The sequence below is a fragment of the Haloparvum alkalitolerans genome (assembly GCF_050122995.1).
Taxonomy (GTDB): domain Archaea; phylum Halobacteriota; class Halobacteria; order Halobacteriales; family Haloferacaceae; genus Haloparvum; species Haloparvum alkalitolerans.
In genome coordinates, this window is record NZ_JBNLIA010000015.1 from 117,380 (window position 1) to 133,227 (window position 15,848).

Sequence of the window (15,848 nt, forward strand, 5' to 3'; positions counted from 1 at the left end):
TTTCACCCCCCGTCGCCAATTTGGTGCACATGGACCGCGAGACCGCCGTCGACCGCGCGGCGTCCGTCGTGGAGACGGTCGCGACCGAGACGATGCCCGTCCCCGTCCGGGAGGTGTGGGTGTACGGCGACGTGGCGCTCGGGCTCGACCCCGTCGAGCGCCTCGACGTGTACGTGACCAAGGACGTGCTGTTCGGCGGCGGCCGGAGCGGCGCCGGTGCGGCGGCGACGGCGGGCGGCGACGCGTCGGCGACGGCGGGCGACGACGGCGCCGCCGACGCGACTGACTTCGAGGCCGAGTACGGCGTGAAGGGGATCGACAGCACCGTCCGCGCGGAGTGGGCGGCCGCCCACCCCGAGTGGATCCGGGCGAGCGACAACGGCTACGCGGCGCCCGAGAAGTGCCTGGCCGCCCACCTGCTCGACGGGGTCACGGAGCCGGTCCACCTCGAGGTGTGCAACACGGGCTTCGGCGACAACGTGACCCAGCGGCTCCGCGGCGCGCTCGCGCGCGAGGCGTACGACGAGGTGCTCGACCCCCGCGGCGTCTGCCTGTGGGCGGAGGGGCAACGCGACCCGGAGGCGTTCGAGAAGCTTCGCGAGGGGTCGTTCGCCATGCCGACACTCGAGGCGGCACTCGAGGGGATGGGCGCCGACCCCGAGGCGGCGGCCGCGGCCGCCGAGGCCGTGACCGCCGAACGCGCGGAGAGCGAGGGGACCTCGGTGCGCGGCGACGTGGTCTGAGACGGGACCTCTGAGCCTCCGAGTGGTCCAAAAACCGCCGGCCCTCAGACGTGTTCGTCGAGGAACTCCACGACCGCGCGGTACGCCTCCTTGCGGTTCTCCAGCTTCGAGAAGCCGTGGCCCTCGTCCTCGAAGATCAACTTCCGGACCGGCACGTCCTGCTCGCGGGCGCCCTCGACGATGCGCTCGGCCTCGCCGACCGGGACGCGCGGGTCGTTCGCGCCGTGGAGGACGAACAGCGGCGCGGCGATGCGGTCGACGTTGTTGACCGGCGAGATGGACTCCAGGAACTCGCGGTCCGCCTCGAGGCTGCCGTACTCGGCCTCGCGCAGGGAGCGGCGCCAGTCGCCGGTGTTCTCGAGGAAGGTGACGAAGTTCGCGATGCCGACCACGTCGACCCCCGCGGCCCACAGGTCGGGGTACTCCGTCATCGCCGCCAGCACCATGAACCCGCCGTAGGAGCCGCCCATCGCCACGACGCGGTCGCGGTCGACCTCGGGGTGGTCGTGGAGCCACTCGACGCCGGCGCGCACGTCCTGCACCGAGTCCATGCGCTTCTCCACGTCGTCGAGGGCGGCGTACGCCTTCCCGTAGCCCGACGACCCCCGGACGTTCGGCTCGAACACCGCGTAGCCGTGGTTGAGCAGGTACTGCGTCACGCCCGCGAAGGAGGGCCGGCGCTGTGACTCCGGCCCGCCGTGGACGTCCACGACGACCGGGTAGCCGCCCTCGGGCGGCTCCGTCTCCGGCACCGAGAAGAACGCCGGGATCTCGCGGCCGTCGAACGTCGGGTAGCGCACGAGTTCCGGCGCCACGAACGTCTCCGGCGGGATGCCGGCGGTGGAGGCGTTCGTCCACCGCTCCGTCTCGCCGGTGGTCGTCTCCACGACGTAGACGTTCCCGTTGGTCCCCCGACCCGAGGCGGAGACGGCGAAGCGGTCGCCCTCGGGGCCCCAGCTCACGCCGCCGGCGACGCCCTCGGGGAGGTCCGGGTCGGGAAGTTCGTCGATCCGGTCGGGCGCGACGAGTTCGCCGACCGTCAGCTCCGTGTACCCCTCGACGTTTCGAGAGTAGACCAGGCGGCGCGAGTCCTCGTCGACCGAGACGCCGTCGACGTTCCACTCGCCGCCGGCCGCGACGACGTCCCACTCGCCCGTTTCGAGGTCCAGCCGCTCCAGTCGGAGGGTGTCGGAGTCGCGGTCGGTGACGCAGTAGACCGCCTCGCCGTCGGGACCCCACTCGGCGCTCCCGTAGCGTACGTCGCCCTCGTGGGGCGTGAGGTGGCGGAGCTCGCCGCTCGCCACGTCGAGCGCGTGGAGGTCCTGGTCGAACGAGGAGTGGGCCTCGACCACGAGCAGGCGGTCGTCGCTCGGCGACCACCCGGCCAGCGAGAGCCAGCCGTCGCCCTCGTACACGAGGTCCGCGTCGCTCCCGGTCTCCGCGCTACCCTGCACGTACACGTCGAAGACGGCCTCGTCGCGGCGGTTCGAGGCGAACGCGAACCGGTCGCCCTCGCTCGCCCAGCCGCCCCACCGGTGTTTCGCCTCGGGGCGCTCCGTGAGGTTCGTGACGGTCCCGGTCGCGTAGTCGAGGCGGTACAGCTGCGCGCGCTCGTTGCCGCCCTCGTCCATGCCGAAGACAGCTTCGTCGCGCTCCGGCGAAGCGTCCACGAAGGCGACGCGGTCCTCGAAGAAGGTGTGCTGGTCGGGCCACGCCTCGGGCGCGTCGAGCGACCAGACCTGCGAGGTGCCGGTCGTGTCGATCAGGAACGAGAGCCGGCCGTCGGGACCGAGGCTGGCTCCGCCGGCGCTGCGGACGTTGAGGTAGCGGTCGACGTCGTACTGCTCCATGCGACCGCTTCGCTCGCCCGGGGCAAACCCCTTCGGGTGGGCGAGGGTGCGACCGCCTTTCGAACGGAGGCGGCCGTCGGGGACCGTCGCCGACGGGCGCCTCATCCCGCGGTCGACCGAAACCGCGTCGCCGGAACCGCCGGCATTTATGTCGGGGCACGCGGTTGGCTCGGGCATGCGCGTCGCGTTCGTCTCGCTGTTCACTCCCCACCACGGGGAGACGCCCGCCCGGACCCGGACGCGACGGTTCGCCCGCCTGCTCGCCGACCGCGGCCACCGCGTGACGTGGCTGTGCGCGCAGTGGTGGGGCGGCGACCACGACGCCTTCGAGGAGGACGGGATCACCTACCGGCGAGTGACCCGGGAGCCGGCGCCCGCCCGCTTCGTCGCGACACTGCCGTCGGCGCTCCGCCGGGCGAGCCCCGAGCTCGTCCACGCGGTCAACAGTCCGCCCGGCGGCGCGGTCGCGGCGGAGCTCGCGGGGCGGCTCCTCCGCGTCCCGGTCGTCGTCGACTGGTGGGACGACCGCCCGACGGACGCCGCGGGCCGCTACCGGCTCGCCGCCCGCGGCGCGGACGCCGTCCTCACGCCCGCGAGGACCGTCAGAACCCGGGTGTGGGAACACGGCGCGAGCGACGACGCGGTGACGGTGGTCCCCGAGAGCGTCGACTTCGACGCGGTCCGCGACGCGCCGGTCGACGACCGCTTCGACCTGGTCTACTCCAGGCGGATCGACCGGCACGCCAACGTGGAGACGTTCCTGCTCGGACTCGCGGAGCTCCGCGGCCGCGACTGGAACGCGGCGGTGATCGGCGACGGACCCGAGCGTGCCGCCGCCGAACGCACCGCGAGCGACCTCCGGATCGACGACCGCGTGACGTTCCTCGGCGACCTGCCCGTCGCGGAGCGGATCCCCCTCTTCCGCGGCGCGCACGTCGCGGCGTGGACCGCCACGCGCGAGACGTTTGCGGTCGACCTCCTGCGCGCGCTCGCCTGCGGCTGCGTCGGCCTCGTGGAGTACCAGGCCGGCTCCAGCGCGCACGAACTGGTGGAGGGGCGCGAGCGGTCGAGCCTGGTCACCAGCCCCGCGGAACTCGCGGCGGAGATCACCGACGCGAGCGCGCTCGACCACCGGACCGTCGACGAGACGTACGCCGAGTACGACCACGGCGCGGTGCTTGAGACGGTTCTGGAACGGTACCGGTCGCTGCTGAACGGGGAGTCCTGACCGAAGGCAGAGATCGGCTTCTCGGCGCGACGAGACGGCCTACTGGGCCGCGCCGCCGTCGCCGCCGTAGCTGATGAAGAAGAACGCGAGCCCGAGCGTCGCGACCATCGCGATGAACGTCGCCACGCCGAGCGCCTTCGCGGCGTCGGGGATGAAGACGGCGTTCGACTCGCCGCCGCCCGTGTCCACCGTCGGGATGTCGCTGCCGACCGCGAGCCCGCCGTGCATCCCGACCTGCTGGTGAGGGTCACACTGGTAGTGGGTGATCCCCACGTCTTCCTCGCTGGTCTCGTACTCGAAGGTGTGGCCCTCCTCGCCGACGATCTCGCTCTGGAATGACGCCGGCCCCTCGACCGCGTGCACGTTGTGGTCGCCGCCCGCGCCAGTCCACTCCCAGACGATCGTCGTCCCGGGGTCGACCCAGATCTTGGTCGGGTCGAACGCCAGCCCGTCGCCGGCACCGACCGAGACCGTCACTTCGTCCTGTCCGCGGGCGTCCTGGTAGCTGTTGACGTTGCCCTCGGTCGCGCTCGGCCAGTCGGGCTCCTCCTCCTGAGCGGCCGCCGTGCCGCTCGCGCCGACCGCCGCGCCCGCCGCCGCGGCCCCGCCGGCAGTCCGCATAAACCTGCGCCGGGAGACGTCGTCCGTACTCATACCTCCCGGTTGGCGACGCCCCGTAGTGAATACTTTGGTTCGCCGCTCGGACCGCTCCGGTCATTTATCACCCATGACGCGGCGAACCCGCCCCGTGACCTGAACGGAGTCCTCGGCGCGTCGAGGCGGTCGCGCGGCGCGCCGCCGGGGACGCGGAGCGGTGCGCCGCCTGTTCGCCATCGTCGAGCGGCGCCGCCGGAGCGCCGCGGCCGACCCGTGCCGGTCTCAGAACGTGTAGTCGTTCTCCCCCGTCTCCGACTCCAGGAAGGCGGTCAGCAGGTCGATCGTCGCCGCGACGTCGTCGCCGTCCGCGGTCTCGGTCACCGTGTGGAGGTACCGCGTCGGGATCGACAGCGCGCCGACCGGCTTCGCGCCCGCGCTGTTCTGGAACCCGGCCGTGTCCGTCCCGCCCGCGGGCAGCACTTCCGTCTGGTGGTCGATCCCTTCCGCCGCCGCAACGTCCCGGAGCCGCGCCGTCACCTTCGGGTTCGTGATCACCGAGGAGTCCTTCAGCTTGATCGCGGCTCCCTCGCCCAGCCGGGTGACCGCGTCGGCCTCGTCGGGGATCTGCGGCACGTCGTTCGCCACGGTCACGTCCAGCGCCACCGCCAGGTCGGGGTCGATGTCGACGCCGAGCGCCTCGGCGCCGCGGAGGCCCACCTCCTCCTGGACGGTCGCGGCGAAGTGGACCGTCACCGCCGGGTCCTCGATCCGCCGCGCCGCTTCCAGCATCGCGAGGACGCAGACCCGGTCGTCGAGCGCCTTTCCGGTCACGCGGTCGCCCATCCGCGTGGTCGTCTGGTCGAGCGTCACGAGGTCGCCCACGTCGACGAGGTCCCCGACCGCCTCGCCGTCGCGGCCCACGTCGATGTAGACGTCCGAGACCTCGTCGTCCGCCTCGCGTTGCTCCTCCGTGAGCGTGTGCGGCGGAACCGACCCGATGACGCCGGTGAGATCCGCCTCCTCGGCGTGGACCGTCACGCGCTGAGCGCGCAGGACGCGGGCGTCGAAGCCGCCGAGCGGGTCCACCTGCAGGAACCCCTCGTCGGTGACGTGTCTGACCATGAAGCCGATCTCGTCCATGTGGGCGGCGACGGCGACCGCGTAGTCACTTTCGCCCTCGATCGTGCCCACGACGTTGCCCATCGCGTCGGAGCGCACGCGGTCGACGCTCTCCGCGAACTCGCGGCGGACGATCTCGCGGACGCGGTCCTCGTAGCCGGGGACGCCCCGCGCCTCGGTCAACTCGCGCAGCAGGTCGAAGTCGAAGTCGAACGACATGCCCGAGCGTGGCGGCTCCGTCGACATAACCGCGGAGGTTCCGGAACGCCGACCCGGATCCGCGCACGGATCCACCAAGAACCAGTTTACCGTTGTTCCGGAACGCTTTTGCGGTCCGTGGCTGGACGTGGAGACATGACTGACGTCGAAGCCGAACTCCGTGCACAGTTCCGCGACGCCTTCGAGGGCGCAGACTTTCCGGTCGACAGCCAGATGGACCTCGTTCCGGCGCTGCCGGACGGTCCGGCGACGAAGTTCGAGGCCGGCGACGTGAGCTTCACCGCGATGGAGCTCGCGGCCAAGTTGGGCAGCGAACAGGAGTTCCCCTACGCCGACGTGGACTCCCTCGTCGACGACGTCATCGAGGGGCTGAAGTCGCAGGGCATGCTCTGAGTCGGCCGGACCGCACTCGCGACCTCCGTTCTGCCGTGCTAGCGACGACTGACACCGACGAGAGGTTCTTGAGCCCCGCGTCCCTACGCGGGGTGTGGTCGTCGACATCGTCCGACTCCTGCCGGCGTGGCTGCTCGTCGGCGTCGCGCTGGGGCTTGCCGCGACCGGCGTCGTCGCCGCGACCTTCTACGCCGCCGACCGGCTGTTCCCGGCTCGCAACCGCGCCGGCGGCGGGCCCAGCGTGGACGGCGCCGAACGCCGACGGATGGAGGTGCGAGACTACCTGCGCTCCATCGGGGAGCGCGTCCGCGAGAACCACGCGGTCGACGGCGTGACGGTTCCGTTCTTCCTCCCCGAGCGCGAGGTGGCGATCACCTTCGACGCACACGACTACTTCCGACTGCGCGAGGCCGGTGTCAGCGCCGTGCTCGCCGAGCACGAACTCCCCGGCCACTCGCTGGGCCGGCGGCTCCCCTTCGACGTGCCCGAACCGGAACCGCGGGCCCGCCGGACGCCGAATCCGGTCGCGGCCGCGTTCGACGAACTCGGCGTCCCGCGAACCGCGGACGCCGCGGCGGTCAAGCGGGCCTACCGCGAGCGCGTCAAGGAGGTCCACCCCGACCAGGGGGGCGACGAGGCGGCGTTCAGGCGCGTCCGCGAGGCGTACGCCACCGCGAGCGCACACGTCGAGGGAGAGGCTTCGGTCGATCCGGTCCCGGAGACTCGGGGGACCCGGTAGCCGTCCGGACCACCGAGGCTCTCACTCCGCCAACAGCTCCGCGACCGCGTCGCTCGCGGCCCGCCCGCTCGCCATCGCACCCTGTATCGAGGACCACTCGGTGTAGTCGCCGGCCAGACACACCGGCCCGTCGGGGTCGTCGACGCTCGGCAGGTCCGCCCGGAACCCCGGCGGCTGTGCGAACTGTGCGAACGGGATCCGGTCGACTGCGACGGGCTCCAGTCCCTCGAAGGAGCGCTCGGGGAACCACGACGCCAGCGCCTCGCGGGTCGCCGCGTGGAGCGTTCCGTCGTCGGCGTCGGGCGCCGCCTCGTCGACGAACGTCGCGTTGATCAGCGCGCGGTCGTCGGGCGCGTACTCCGGCGCGACGTCGGACATCGGGACGACCGTGTTCGGCCGCTCGTCGCCCGCGTTGAGAAGGATCCGACCGCCGGCTTCGAAGGTGGCTCCCTCCGGAAGCGTGTACCACGCGGAGACGCAACCGACGCCCTCCGTCGGGACCGAGCGCACGTCGGTCAGTCGGCGCGCCGTCTTCGGGTCCGCGGCCACGACGACGGCGTCCGCGGCGTGGGCGGTGCCGTCAGCGAAGGAGACGGTCGCGTCCGCGCCGTCGGCGCTCCCCCCTTCCTCGCCGCCCTCGGCGTCGATCCGGACGACTTCGCGACTGGTCTCGATCCGCGCGCCGGCCTCGCTCGCGCGGGCCGCCAACTGGTCGGGGACCGCGGCCATGCCAGCAGCCGGCACCGCGATTCCGCCGCGGCTCATCGCGCGGAAGGTGTACTCGAACACCTGCGAGGAGGTCGAGAGACTCCGGTCGAGCGTGATCCCGCCGTAGAACGGCTCGACGAAGCGCTCGACGTAGGCGTCGGAGAACCCCCACTCGTCGAGGTACTCGCGGATCGACTCGTCCGGACCGACGAAGAACTCCACCTCGGGGCGCCGGAGGAGGTCGTGTCTGAGCGCGAGCGTCCGGAGCTTGTCGGTCAGCGGTACCTCGTGGTTCAGCGCGGACTCGACCGCGTGGCGGGGGTCCCGGATCGGGTCGGAGAGGACGGCTCGGGACCCATCGCGACAGATCGTCGCGCCGGGCGCGAACCGCCGGAGGTCGAGCGCGTCGAGGTCGAGTTCCTCGCGGACCGCCGGGTAGGCGGTGAACAGCACCTGGAACCCGCGGTCGAGCGTGAACCCGTCGACGGTCCGGCTCCGAACGCGGCCACCGACGCGCTCGCGGCGCTCGAAGAGGGTCACGTCGCGGCCCCGCTCGGCCAGCCGGGCGGCCGCCGTCAGCCCCGCGAGCCCCCCGCCGACCACCGCGACCTCGGAGTCGTCGTCCATGCCCGTCGTTGGGTGCGCGGGGCCAAAAGTCCCGGCGGCGGAGGGCGGCGGTCCGCTCCCGCGGCCGAGCGAGCCGAGACGGGAAGGGCTTAGTCGCCGCTGTCACAAGGGCCGTGCATGGAGACGACGGACGCGTTCGAGGGGCTGGAGTGCCGAGGCTGCGGCGCCGTCCACGACGCGACGACGGCCGGCCGGTGCCCGGAGTGTGACGGGTCGCTCGACCCGACCTACGACTACGACGCCGTCGATTCGGCGGCGTTCCGCGAGGCGGCTTCCGAGGCCGCACGCGGCCGCGGAGTCGGACGGTTCGACGCGCTGCTACCGTTCCCGGCCGCGGCGCTCCCCGGGGCGGCCGAGGGGGGGACGCCGCTCGTGAGCGCCGACCGGCTCGCCGGCGAACTCGGCGTCGGCGAGGTGCTGATAAAGGACGAGGCGCGCAACCCGACCGGAACGTTCCACGACCGCGGGATGTGTCTCGCGGTCGCGGCCGCGAGCGAGCACGCGGCGTCCCGTGACGTGGAGCCGCTCGCGGCCGCGACGCCCGGCAACTCGGGGCAGTCGATGGCTGCGTACGCCGGCCGCGCGGGCCTGCGGTCGTACGCGTTCGTCCCCTCGCGGTGCGCCTTCTCGAACAAGGCGATGACGAACGTCCACGGCGGCGAGATGCGCGTCGTCGGCGGCCGCTTCCCGGACGCCGCGGCGGCCGTCGACGAGCAGTTCGCGACCGACTACACGGACCTGGGGGCGTTCACCACCCCCTACCGCCACGAGGGAGCGAAGACGGTCGCCTACGAGATCGCGGCGGACCGCGCGTGGGACGTGCCCGACGCGGTCGTCGTCCCGACCAGCACCGGGGAGCTGATCGTCGGGCTCGAGAAGGGGTTCCGCGAGCTCCGCGAGCTGGGGCTTCTCGACGCGGTGCCGACGCTGGTCGCCGCCCAGCCCGAGGGGTGCGCGCCGGTCTCCGCGGCGCTGGACCGCGGTCTCGACGCGCCGGAGCCGTGGGAGACGCCGGACACGATCTGCGGCGAACTGGAGATCCCCGACCCCGCGGGCGGTGCGGCCGCGGTCGCGGCGGTCCGCGCGACGGGCGGCCGCGGCGTCACCGCGAGCGACGACGACATCCTCGAGAGCGCGGTGACCGTCGCGCAGAACGAGGTGTTGGAGATGGGCGCCGCGGGCGGGGTCGCTCCCGCGGGCGCGTGGGCCCTCGCACAGGAGGACTTCTTCGACCCGGACGACGAGGTCGTCCTGATCAACACCGAGAGCGGCGTGAAGACGCCCGACGTGCTCCGTAGCCACCTGATGGGCAAGGGGATCTGAGGGGACACACCGCGTTAGCGTGACGTGAACGACGCCGTGAGGTGATCCTGTTGTGGAGACGGTGCTGTTGTGGTGCTGTGCTGTTGCGGTACGGTGCTGTTGCGGTACTGGGCTGTTGTGATGCTGTGCTGTCGGCGCGCGCGAGAAACGCGCGCGAGGGAGCCCGCGACCGCGGTCGCGCTGTGGTGCGGTCGCGCGACCGCGGCCGCGGCGAGGCTGGGGGGGCGTGAGGCTGCGGTCGCGGTGCGGGGCGGGACTGAAAGGGGCAGCCGGCTGGGGCTTTCGAGGTGTTGCTGTCCAGATCAACAACGTCCGCAACAGACGCAGAAACAGCCCGAACACGGTCCCCAACACGGGGGTTCGCTCCGACTCACTCGCCCTCGGAAAGCAGCCGATCAGCGACCGCAGCGTCCCGGGGGCGGTTGACGTTCACCGCGAGCCGCCGGCCGGCCGCGTCCTCGCGGACCCGAAGCCGGTCGTCGCCCTCGCCGACGACGTTCAGGCCGGTGGGGGCGAGTTCGCGGTCGTCGCCCGCGCCGTCCATCACCTCGCCTTCCCCGGAGCCCGCGTCCGCGGCCGAGAACGTCGTGTCCGCGCTGACCCCGAGCGACCGCTTCAGGGCGGCGGGGACACAGACCGCGAGCGAGTCGCCCGCCGCGTGCGCGACCGCGTCGTCCACGTCCGCGGGCGCAAGGAGGGGAAGGTCCGCGGCGACCGTGACGGCGGGCGTTCCCACGCGCGAGATCGCGGCGTCGAGGTCAGCGACGTACCCCTCGCCGGAACCCTCGATCACGCGGACGGGGCGCGAGCCCTCTTCGTCGGAGCGGGCGGCCGTCGCTCGGTCCTCCAGGAACCCCGCCGTTGCGGGCGTGTGCGGGGAGGTGACCGCGTGGACGACCCCGACCCGCTCCGCGGCGAGCAGCGCGTCGAGGACGCGCGCGACCATCGGCTCGCCGGCGATCGGGAGCATCGGCTTCTCGGCGTCCCGGACCGCGGACGGCGCGTCGGCGCCGGAGAGCCGGGTTCCGCGCCCGCCACACAGCAGGACCGCCGGGACCGGCTCGTGGACCGGCTCCGGGTCGCCCGTCACGTCAGCGCCCACGCGACCACCCCCGCGTGGAGCGCGACCGCGCGCCCGAGTTCGTTCGCCGCGCCGATCAGGTCGCCGCTGACGCCGCCGACCCACCGATCGCTCCGGGCCAGCACCGCCAGCGCGACCGCGGGCCCGGCAAGTAGCGCAGTCGCAAGCGCCGGGAGCGCGCCGGTCGGCGGCGCGAGCAGAACCGGCGCGGCGACGACGACCGCCGGGACCGCCGACAGCGGCCCGACGACGCCGACGAGCTGTGAGCCGAGCCCCTCGTGGGCGGGCCCGCCGAGACAGACGAGCAGCGCCATGCCGAGTTTCGCGCCGACCTCGGCGGCGAGGGCGATCCGGAACGCCACGCCGGCGGCCGCGGCCGTGGTCGCGAGACCCACCGCGCCGAGCGTCAGCGCCGCGAGCGTCACCCCGAGCGCGAGCACGCCGCCGACGCCCGTCTCGGCGTCCTTCAGGACGGCGTGCCGTTTCTCCGGATCGTGGACGGACAGCGCGTCGCCGAGGTCGGCCAGCCCGTCCGCGTGCGTGATCCCGCCGAGCAGGTAGAGCGCGAGGAGGTACGCCGCGACGGCGGTCGGTGCGGGGACCGGGAGCGCGAACGCGAGGCCGGCAACCGCCCCCAGAACTGCGCCGACAACCGGGAGCGTCCACGGCGACCGCCGGAACGCGTCCCAGTCCGCGAGCTCTCCGCCCGGGACCGGAAATCGGGTCAGAAAACCGAACGCACCGCGGAGCGCGGGGATCGGCTCGGCGCGCCCGGTCGGCGCCGCGGGCCGGTCGGCGCCGTCGCTCGGGTCGGCGTCGTCGCTCGGGCCGTCCGCGCCGGTCATACGGCCGCGGTCACCCCCGCGAGCGCGACCGCGGTCCAGCCCGCTCGCCCGACGAGGCGAACCCCGTCGGCGGCCGTCTCGACGTCGGGCAGATCCCGGTCGGGGTTCAGGTCGTAGGCGCCCGGCTTCCGGAGGCGCACGTCGAGGGCGGCCGCCGCGGTCGCCATCGGCCACCCGGAGTTCGGCGAGGCGGGAACGCGAGCCCACTCGCGGGCCCGGGCGACGGCGCCCGGCGACCGCGCCGCCACTCCGAGACAGAGCGCGCTCGTCCGAGCGGGGAGCCACATGACCGCGTCGTCGAGACGCGCGGGCGCCCGCCCCGCCCGCTTCTCGCGGTAGCCGAGCATGGAGTCGAGCGTGTTCACCCCCTTCACCCACGCCGCGGCGGCGGCGGCGAGCGGGAGCGCGAGGAACGGCGTCGACGCGCCGAGAAGCGACGCCCCGGCCGCCGCCAGCGAGAACGCCAGCAGTGGCGCGACCAGTCCGTCGGCGAGGTTCTCCGCGGCGCTCTCGACGGCGGCCGAGCGCACCGCCGCCGCGGAGAGGTCGCTCGGGTCGCGGCCGGCCAGCGCCGGGAGCGCGTCCCGCGCCGCGTCGAGGTCCGTCGCCGACAGCGCCACCACCTCGCTCGCGGCGTCCAGCAGCATCCGCAGGCTCGAACAGGAGAACAGCACCAGCCCGGCGAGGACGGCGGCGGCTGCGGTCGCGACGGGGAGGCCGAGTCCCCGCGGAGCGACGCCGGCCGCGAGGGCGCCGCCGGCCCACACCACGGCGGCGGCCGCGCCGGCGAACGCGAGCGGGAACGCCGCGGCGGCGAGGAGGCCGGCGAGCGCGGAGCCGCGGAAGCGGCGGTCGACGGCGCCGACGGGCTTGCCGAGCCAGACCACGGGGTGCAGGCGCGCCGGCGGCTCCGCGAACAGACGGTCGAGAACCGCCGCGAGCGCGACCGCGGCGGCGGCCGCGGCGGGCACGCTACGGTGCCTCCAGTCGCTCCGGGAGCCGCGCGAGGGGGGTCTCGGTCACGTCGACGAACCGGCCGCCGAGGTCGGCGACAGCGCCGTCGGCCGTCGGGTCGTCGCCGACGTGGGTCAGCGCAGCGGGCGCGACGCCCAGTTCGTCGGCGACGCGCTCGAACGCCTTCCGGTGCGGCTTCCGCCAGCCGCAGGCGACGCTCGAGACGACGGCGTCGAACTCGCCGCGGAGGTCCGCCCGGATCAGGGTCCGCGAGACGAGCTCGGGGACGGAGCAGTTCGAGAGCAGGCCGACCGGGCCGCGCTCCGCGGCGCTTCGTACGGCCGCGTGCGCGCCCTCTCGGACGGTCACCTCGGGGTCGAACGCCGCGACGACCGCGTGTCGGGCGACGTTCTCCGGCGCGTCGACGCCGCGGGACGACAGCGCCCGGGCGACGTGTGCGGGGAGCGGAACCTCGGCGCCCTCCGGGGCGTCGACGTGTCGCTCCCCGTAGGCGACGTGCCAGTCGTCGGGGACGGCCACGTCGCGCGCCTCCAGCTCCCGAGCCACCGCTTCGGCCGGGTCCGTCGGATAGGAGACGTCGACGAGCGTCCCGAACAGGTCGAACGTTACGGCCACGTTGCCGGCAGTAGGTGGAAGGCCGGGTTGAACCTGTCGGTGGGTTCAGTCCCCGTGGCCGGGGCGGCATTTATCGACCGCGGCCGTCGAGCGTCTCCGTCAGCACGCGCCGCCAGTTGCGCCACGCCACCTTCTCGACCGCGGGCTCGTCGTAGCCGCGCTCGCGGAGCGCGTCGAGCAGGTCGCGGAGCCCGGCCACGTCCCCGACGGCGTCGGTGATCGACGCGCCGTCGAAGTCCGATCCGAGCGCGACCGCGTCGACCCCGGCCGCGCCGACCATCGCGTCAACGTGGTCGACGACCGTGTCGAGTCCGACGGTCGCGTCCCGGTCGCCTTCGGGGTGGAGGTAGCCCGTGCCGAAGGTGAGCCCGACGACGCCGTCGCGCTCCCCGACTGCCCGGAGCTGCTCGTCGGTGAGGTTCCGGCTGGACGGACAGACCGCGTGCGCGCAGGCGTGGGTCACGACCGGCGGGTCGTCGGAGGCGTCCAGCACGTCCCAGAACCCGGCCGCGTTGAGGTGCGCGCAGTCGACGACCATCCCGCGCTCGTTGCACGCGCGGACGAGGCACTCACCGGCGTCGGTCAGCCCCGAACCCGTGTCCGGGGAGGCGTCGTGCAGAAAGGGGACGCCCTCGGCGAAGGCGTTCGGCCGCGACCAGACGAGGCCGACCGAGCGCAGCCCCGCGGCGTACAGCAGGTCGAGATTCGCGAGGTCCGGGGCGACCGCCGCCGCGCCCTCCAGATGCGGCACCGCGCCGAGGACGTCGCCGGGAGCCTCCAGACACGCGTCGAGGTCGGCTCCGTCCCGGATCAGCCGGAAGCGGTCGCTCGCGCGGTCCCACCGGTGAAGCGCGGCGAGTTGCTCGAGGACCACGTCGCGGGCGACCGCGGGGTCGACCGCGGGCGGCACCTCGCCGGCCGCGTAGTCGACCGACCCCTCCTCGAAGGCGGGGTCCGCGGCGTTCGGGACGAAGGTGGCGAACAGCCCCGCCGCGAGCCCCGCCTCGAGCGCGCGCGGGAGGTCGAGGTGGCCGCCCGCACCGCCCTCCAGAAACGCCGCGTCGACGCCGGGGACGTTCTCGGGGGCGACCCCGACCTCCGCGGCGGCCTCGGTCCGCCTGTCCCCGTCGGTACAGCGCAGGACGGTGTCGTTGTGCCCGTCGATCAGGGAGACGCGCTCGCCGTCGAGGTGGAGGTCCGCACGACGCCCCGCCATTCAGATCGTGTTCGACTCGATGTCGCGCGGGAAGTGCGTCAGCCACTCGACGCCGGTCTCGGTGATGGCGATGGTGTCGGAGTGGCGGTAGCCGTACTCGTCGGTGTAGATCCCCGGCTCGATGGTGTAGATGTGGCCGGGCGCCATCTCGACGTCCGCGCCGTCGTAGCGCTCGTCCCAGCCGCGGTCGATGTACGGCGGTTCGTGGCCGCCGAGGCCGATGTTGTGGCCGGTGTGGTGCTGGAGGAGGTCCGCGATCCCCTGCTCGTCCGCGTACGCGAACACCTGCTCGTCGACGTGCGAGACCGGGACGCTCGGCCCGAGCGCGTCGATGGCGACCTCCTGTGCCTCCTTCATCAGTTCGAAGTAGTGTTCCTGCTCGTCGGTGTAGTCGCCGACGAACATGGTGCGCTCCAGCTCGGAGTTGTAGCCGTCGACGTTCGCGGACGCGCCCGTGATCAGCACGTCGCCCTCCGCGAGGCGCTCGTTGGGCGTGTGGCCGTGCGGGAGCGCGGTCTCGGCGCCGGAGATGTAGCCGGCGTGGACCGGGCCGCTCCCCCGGACGCGGACGCTGTAGGTGTCCCCGAGCGCGTCCAGCATCGCGCGCGAGGCGTCCGTCGACGCGCGCTGTGAGACGGTCGCGGGGTGGGCGCCGACCTCGGTGTAGTCCGCGAGGTAGCGGTGGCCGAGGTTCGCCCACTTGGCCGACTCGCGGACGAGGTCGACCTCCGCGTCGGTCTTCTCCCAGCGCATGCGGTCGACCCACGACTGCGTCTCCACGTCGAGGAACTCCGACAGCGCCGGCCCCTCGTAGCCCATCACGCCCGGCGCGCCGTCGCCGTCGGCCGCGACCGCCGCGACGTCGAGCCCCCGGAGCATCTCCACCGCGGTCTCGATGGGCTTCCCGCCCGGATAGTCGAAGTAGTGATGCACCGCGTCGATCCGGGGGTTCGGCTCGACGCGCTCGACCTCCAACCGGGGGACCGTCACCGCCACGCGGTCGTCGGTCACCGCGAGCACGACCGGGCGCTCGGTCTGGATGTGGTGGAAGCCGGTGAGGTACTCGATGCTGGTCGCGCCGAACCAGACGCCCGCGTCCGCATCCGTGTCCGCGAGCTTGCCGCGGATCTCCGCGAGTCGGGCGTCGAACTCCGTCTCCGGAAGCCGTGTTGCCATACCGCCCGGATCCGCGACCGCGGAGTAAAAACGTGGGGAACCGGCCGCGAACGCCCCTTTGACGAAAAACGCGATACTGGGTATAGAGATGGTTTTTTGTCTGTTTTCTGTCACTGGGCGGTGTTTTTGTGACTGTTGCCGATCCTGCTGATCTGGACAGCACCACCCAGAAAGCCCCAGCCGGCTCGACCGGCCGCGCCTCGCTGCGCTCCTCGCTCTCCGCAACGCCCGCTGCGGTGCTTACGTCGTCGGGGCCGGATCGAGCCGACTGCCCCTTTCAGTCCCACCCACCGCGACCGCTCTGCACCGCCATCGCCCCGCAGCCTCGCACCTCCCCAGCCTCGGCGGCGGCGCGGCCGCGAAACCGCACCGCACCGTAGGCGGCCGCGCCGCC

The 15,848-nt window shown here is 73.4% G+C and carries 15 protein-coding genes; 5 read left to right on the forward strand and 10 right to left on the reverse strand.

Annotation, left to right across the window (positions count from 1 at the left end; translation table 11 throughout):
* Positions 1 to 29 precede the first annotated feature (29 nt).
* Positions 30 to 743 (forward strand): DUF7095 family protein, encoded by a 714-nt coding sequence (locus ACQE3L_RS14195; protein WP_426964521.1) that lies wholly within the window; start codon positions 30 to 32, stop codon positions 741 to 743.
* 44 nt (positions 744 to 787) lie between these two features.
* Here ACQE3L_RS14195 and ACQE3L_RS14200 read toward each other — a convergent pair whose 3' ends face one another.
* Positions 788 to 2,593, reverse strand: coding sequence for a S9 family peptidase (locus tag ACQE3L_RS14200; RefSeq protein ID WP_426964522.1), 1,806 nt, complete (start codon positions 2,591 to 2,593; stop codon positions 788 to 790).
* Between the two features lie 175 nt (positions 2,594 to 2,768).
* Here ACQE3L_RS14200 and ACQE3L_RS14205 point away from each other — a divergent pair, with 175 nt between their 5' ends.
* Positions 2,769 to 3,821, forward strand: a complete 1,053-nt coding sequence (locus tag ACQE3L_RS14205; RefSeq protein ID WP_426964523.1) for a glycosyltransferase family 4 protein — start codon at positions 2,769 to 2,771, stop codon at positions 3,819 to 3,821.
* A gap of 39 nt (positions 3,822 to 3,860) precedes the next feature.
* Here ACQE3L_RS14205 and ACQE3L_RS14210 read toward each other — a convergent pair whose 3' ends face one another.
* Together ACQE3L_RS14210 and ACQE3L_RS14215 are read right to left on the reverse strand one after the other, a co-directional pair.
* Positions 3,861 to 4,475, reverse strand: a complete 615-nt coding sequence (locus ACQE3L_RS14210) for a plastocyanin/azurin family copper-binding protein (RefSeq protein WP_426964524.1) — start codon at positions 4,473 to 4,475, stop codon at positions 3,861 to 3,863.
* A gap of 225 nt (positions 4,476 to 4,700) precedes the next feature.
* Positions 4,701 to 5,756 carry a M42 family metallopeptidase gene (locus tag ACQE3L_RS14215; RefSeq protein ID WP_426964525.1) on the reverse strand — a complete coding sequence of 352 codons (1,056 nt, stop codon included), beginning with the start codon at positions 5,754 to 5,756 and terminating at the stop codon, positions 4,701 to 4,703.
* 135 nt (positions 5,757 to 5,891) lie between these two features.
* On the opposite strand from ACQE3L_RS14215, the gene ACQE3L_RS14220 reads away from it, so the two are divergent.
* Positions 5,892 to 6,149: an MTH865 family protein gene (locus ACQE3L_RS14220; RefSeq protein WP_058367281.1), complete on the forward strand. Its 258-nt coding sequence runs from the start codon at positions 5,892 to 5,894 to the stop codon at positions 6,147 to 6,149.
* Positions 6,150 to 6,243: 94 nt separating this feature from the next.
* Complete coding sequence (locus ACQE3L_RS14225) at positions 6,244 to 6,888, forward strand: J domain-containing protein (protein ID WP_426964526.1); 645 nt, start codon at positions 6,244 to 6,246, stop codon at positions 6,886 to 6,888.
* A gap of 21 nt (positions 6,889 to 6,909) precedes the next feature.
* Here ACQE3L_RS14225 and ACQE3L_RS14230 read toward each other — a convergent pair whose 3' ends face one another.
* Positions 6,910 to 8,223 carry an NAD(P)/FAD-dependent oxidoreductase gene (locus ACQE3L_RS14230; RefSeq protein ID WP_426964527.1) on the reverse strand — a complete coding sequence of 438 codons (1,314 nt, stop codon included), beginning with the start codon at positions 8,221 to 8,223 and terminating at the stop codon, positions 6,910 to 6,912.
* A 117-nt stretch (positions 8,224 to 8,340) separates the two neighbouring features.
* Between ACQE3L_RS14230 and ACQE3L_RS14235 the strand changes: the two genes are divergently transcribed.
* Positions 8,341 to 9,546 (forward strand): threonine synthase, encoded by a 1,206-nt coding sequence (locus tag ACQE3L_RS14235; protein WP_426964528.1) that lies wholly within the window; start codon positions 8,341 to 8,343, stop codon positions 9,544 to 9,546.
* Positions 9,547 to 9,916: 370 nt separating this feature from the next.
* On the opposite strand, the gene ACQE3L_RS14240 is transcribed toward ACQE3L_RS14235, so the two are convergent.
* The 6 genes from ACQE3L_RS14240 to ACQE3L_RS14265 all read right to left on the reverse strand — a co-directional run bounded on the left by ACQE3L_RS14240 (position 9,917) and on the right by ACQE3L_RS14265 (position 15,454).
* Positions 9,917 to 10,648 carry an NTP transferase domain-containing protein gene (locus ACQE3L_RS14240; RefSeq protein ID WP_426964529.1) on the reverse strand — a complete coding sequence of 244 codons (732 nt, stop codon included), beginning with the start codon at positions 10,646 to 10,648 and terminating at the stop codon, positions 9,917 to 9,919.
* Positions 10,633 to 11,472 (reverse strand): adenosylcobinamide-GDP ribazoletransferase, encoded by an 840-nt coding sequence (cobS, locus tag ACQE3L_RS14245; protein ID WP_426964530.1) that lies wholly within the window; start codon positions 11,470 to 11,472, stop codon positions 10,633 to 10,635. The genes ACQE3L_RS14240 and cobS overlap by 16 nt, the downstream gene beginning before the upstream one ends.
* Positions 11,469 to 12,443 carry a CobD/CbiB family cobalamin biosynthesis protein gene (locus tag ACQE3L_RS14250; protein WP_426964531.1) on the reverse strand — a complete coding sequence of 325 codons (975 nt, stop codon included), beginning with the start codon at positions 12,441 to 12,443 and terminating at the stop codon, positions 11,469 to 11,471. The genes cobS and ACQE3L_RS14250 overlap by 4 nt, the downstream gene beginning before the upstream one ends.
* A 1-nt stretch (position 12,444) precedes the next feature.
* Positions 12,445 to 13,062 carry an HAD family hydrolase gene (locus ACQE3L_RS14255; protein WP_426964532.1) on the reverse strand — a complete coding sequence of 206 codons (618 nt, stop codon included), beginning with the start codon at positions 13,060 to 13,062 and terminating at the stop codon, positions 12,445 to 12,447.
* 70 nt (positions 13,063 to 13,132) lie between these two features.
* On the reverse strand, positions 13,133 to 14,278 hold the full coding sequence (locus ACQE3L_RS14260; RefSeq protein WP_426964533.1) for a dipeptidase: 1,146 nt from the start codon (positions 14,276 to 14,278) through the stop codon (positions 13,133 to 13,135).
* Positions 14,279 to 15,454, reverse strand: a complete 1,176-nt coding sequence (locus tag ACQE3L_RS14265) for a M24 family metallopeptidase (protein WP_426964534.1) — start codon at positions 15,452 to 15,454, stop codon at positions 14,279 to 14,281.
* Between the last annotated feature and the right edge of the window lie 394 nt (positions 15,455 to 15,848).

Coding starts and splice junctions, on each gene's coding strand:
- ACQE3L_RS14195 (WP_426964521.1), top strand. CDS start 30: ATGGACCGCGAGACCGCCGTCGACCGCGCGGCGTCCGTCGTGGAGACG.
- ACQE3L_RS14200 (WP_426964522.1), bottom strand. CDS start 2,593: ATGGAGCAGTACGACGTCGACCGCTACCTCAACGTCCGCAGCGCCGGC.
- ACQE3L_RS14205 (WP_426964523.1), top strand. CDS start 2,769: ATGCGCGTCGCGTTCGTCTCGCTGTTCACTCCCCACCACGGGGAGACG.
- ACQE3L_RS14210 (WP_426964524.1), bottom strand. CDS start 4,475: ATGAGTACGGACGACGTCTCCCGGCGCAGGTTTATGCGGACTGCCGGC.
- ACQE3L_RS14215 (WP_426964525.1), bottom strand. CDS start 5,756: ATGTCGTTCGACTTCGACTTCGACCTGCTGCGCGAGTTGACCGAGGCG.
- ACQE3L_RS14220 (WP_058367281.1), top strand. CDS start 5,892: ATGACTGACGTCGAAGCCGAACTCCGTGCACAGTTCCGCGACGCCTTC.
- ACQE3L_RS14230 (WP_426964527.1), bottom strand. CDS start 8,223: ATGGACGACGACTCCGAGGTCGCGGTGGTCGGCGGGGGGCTCGCGGGG.
- ACQE3L_RS14235 (WP_426964528.1), top strand. CDS start 8,341: ATGGAGACGACGGACGCGTTCGAGGGGCTGGAGTGCCGAGGCTGCGGC.
- cobS (WP_426964530.1), bottom strand. CDS start 11,472: ATGACCGGCGCGGACGGCCCGAGCGACGACGCCGACCCGAGCGACGGC.
- ACQE3L_RS14260 (WP_426964533.1), bottom strand. CDS start 14,278: ATGGCGGGGCGTCGTGCGGACCTCCACCTCGACGGCGAGCGCGTCTCC.
- ACQE3L_RS14265 (WP_426964534.1), bottom strand. CDS start 15,454: ATGGCAACACGGCTTCCGGAGACGGAGTTCGACGCCCGACTCGCGGAG.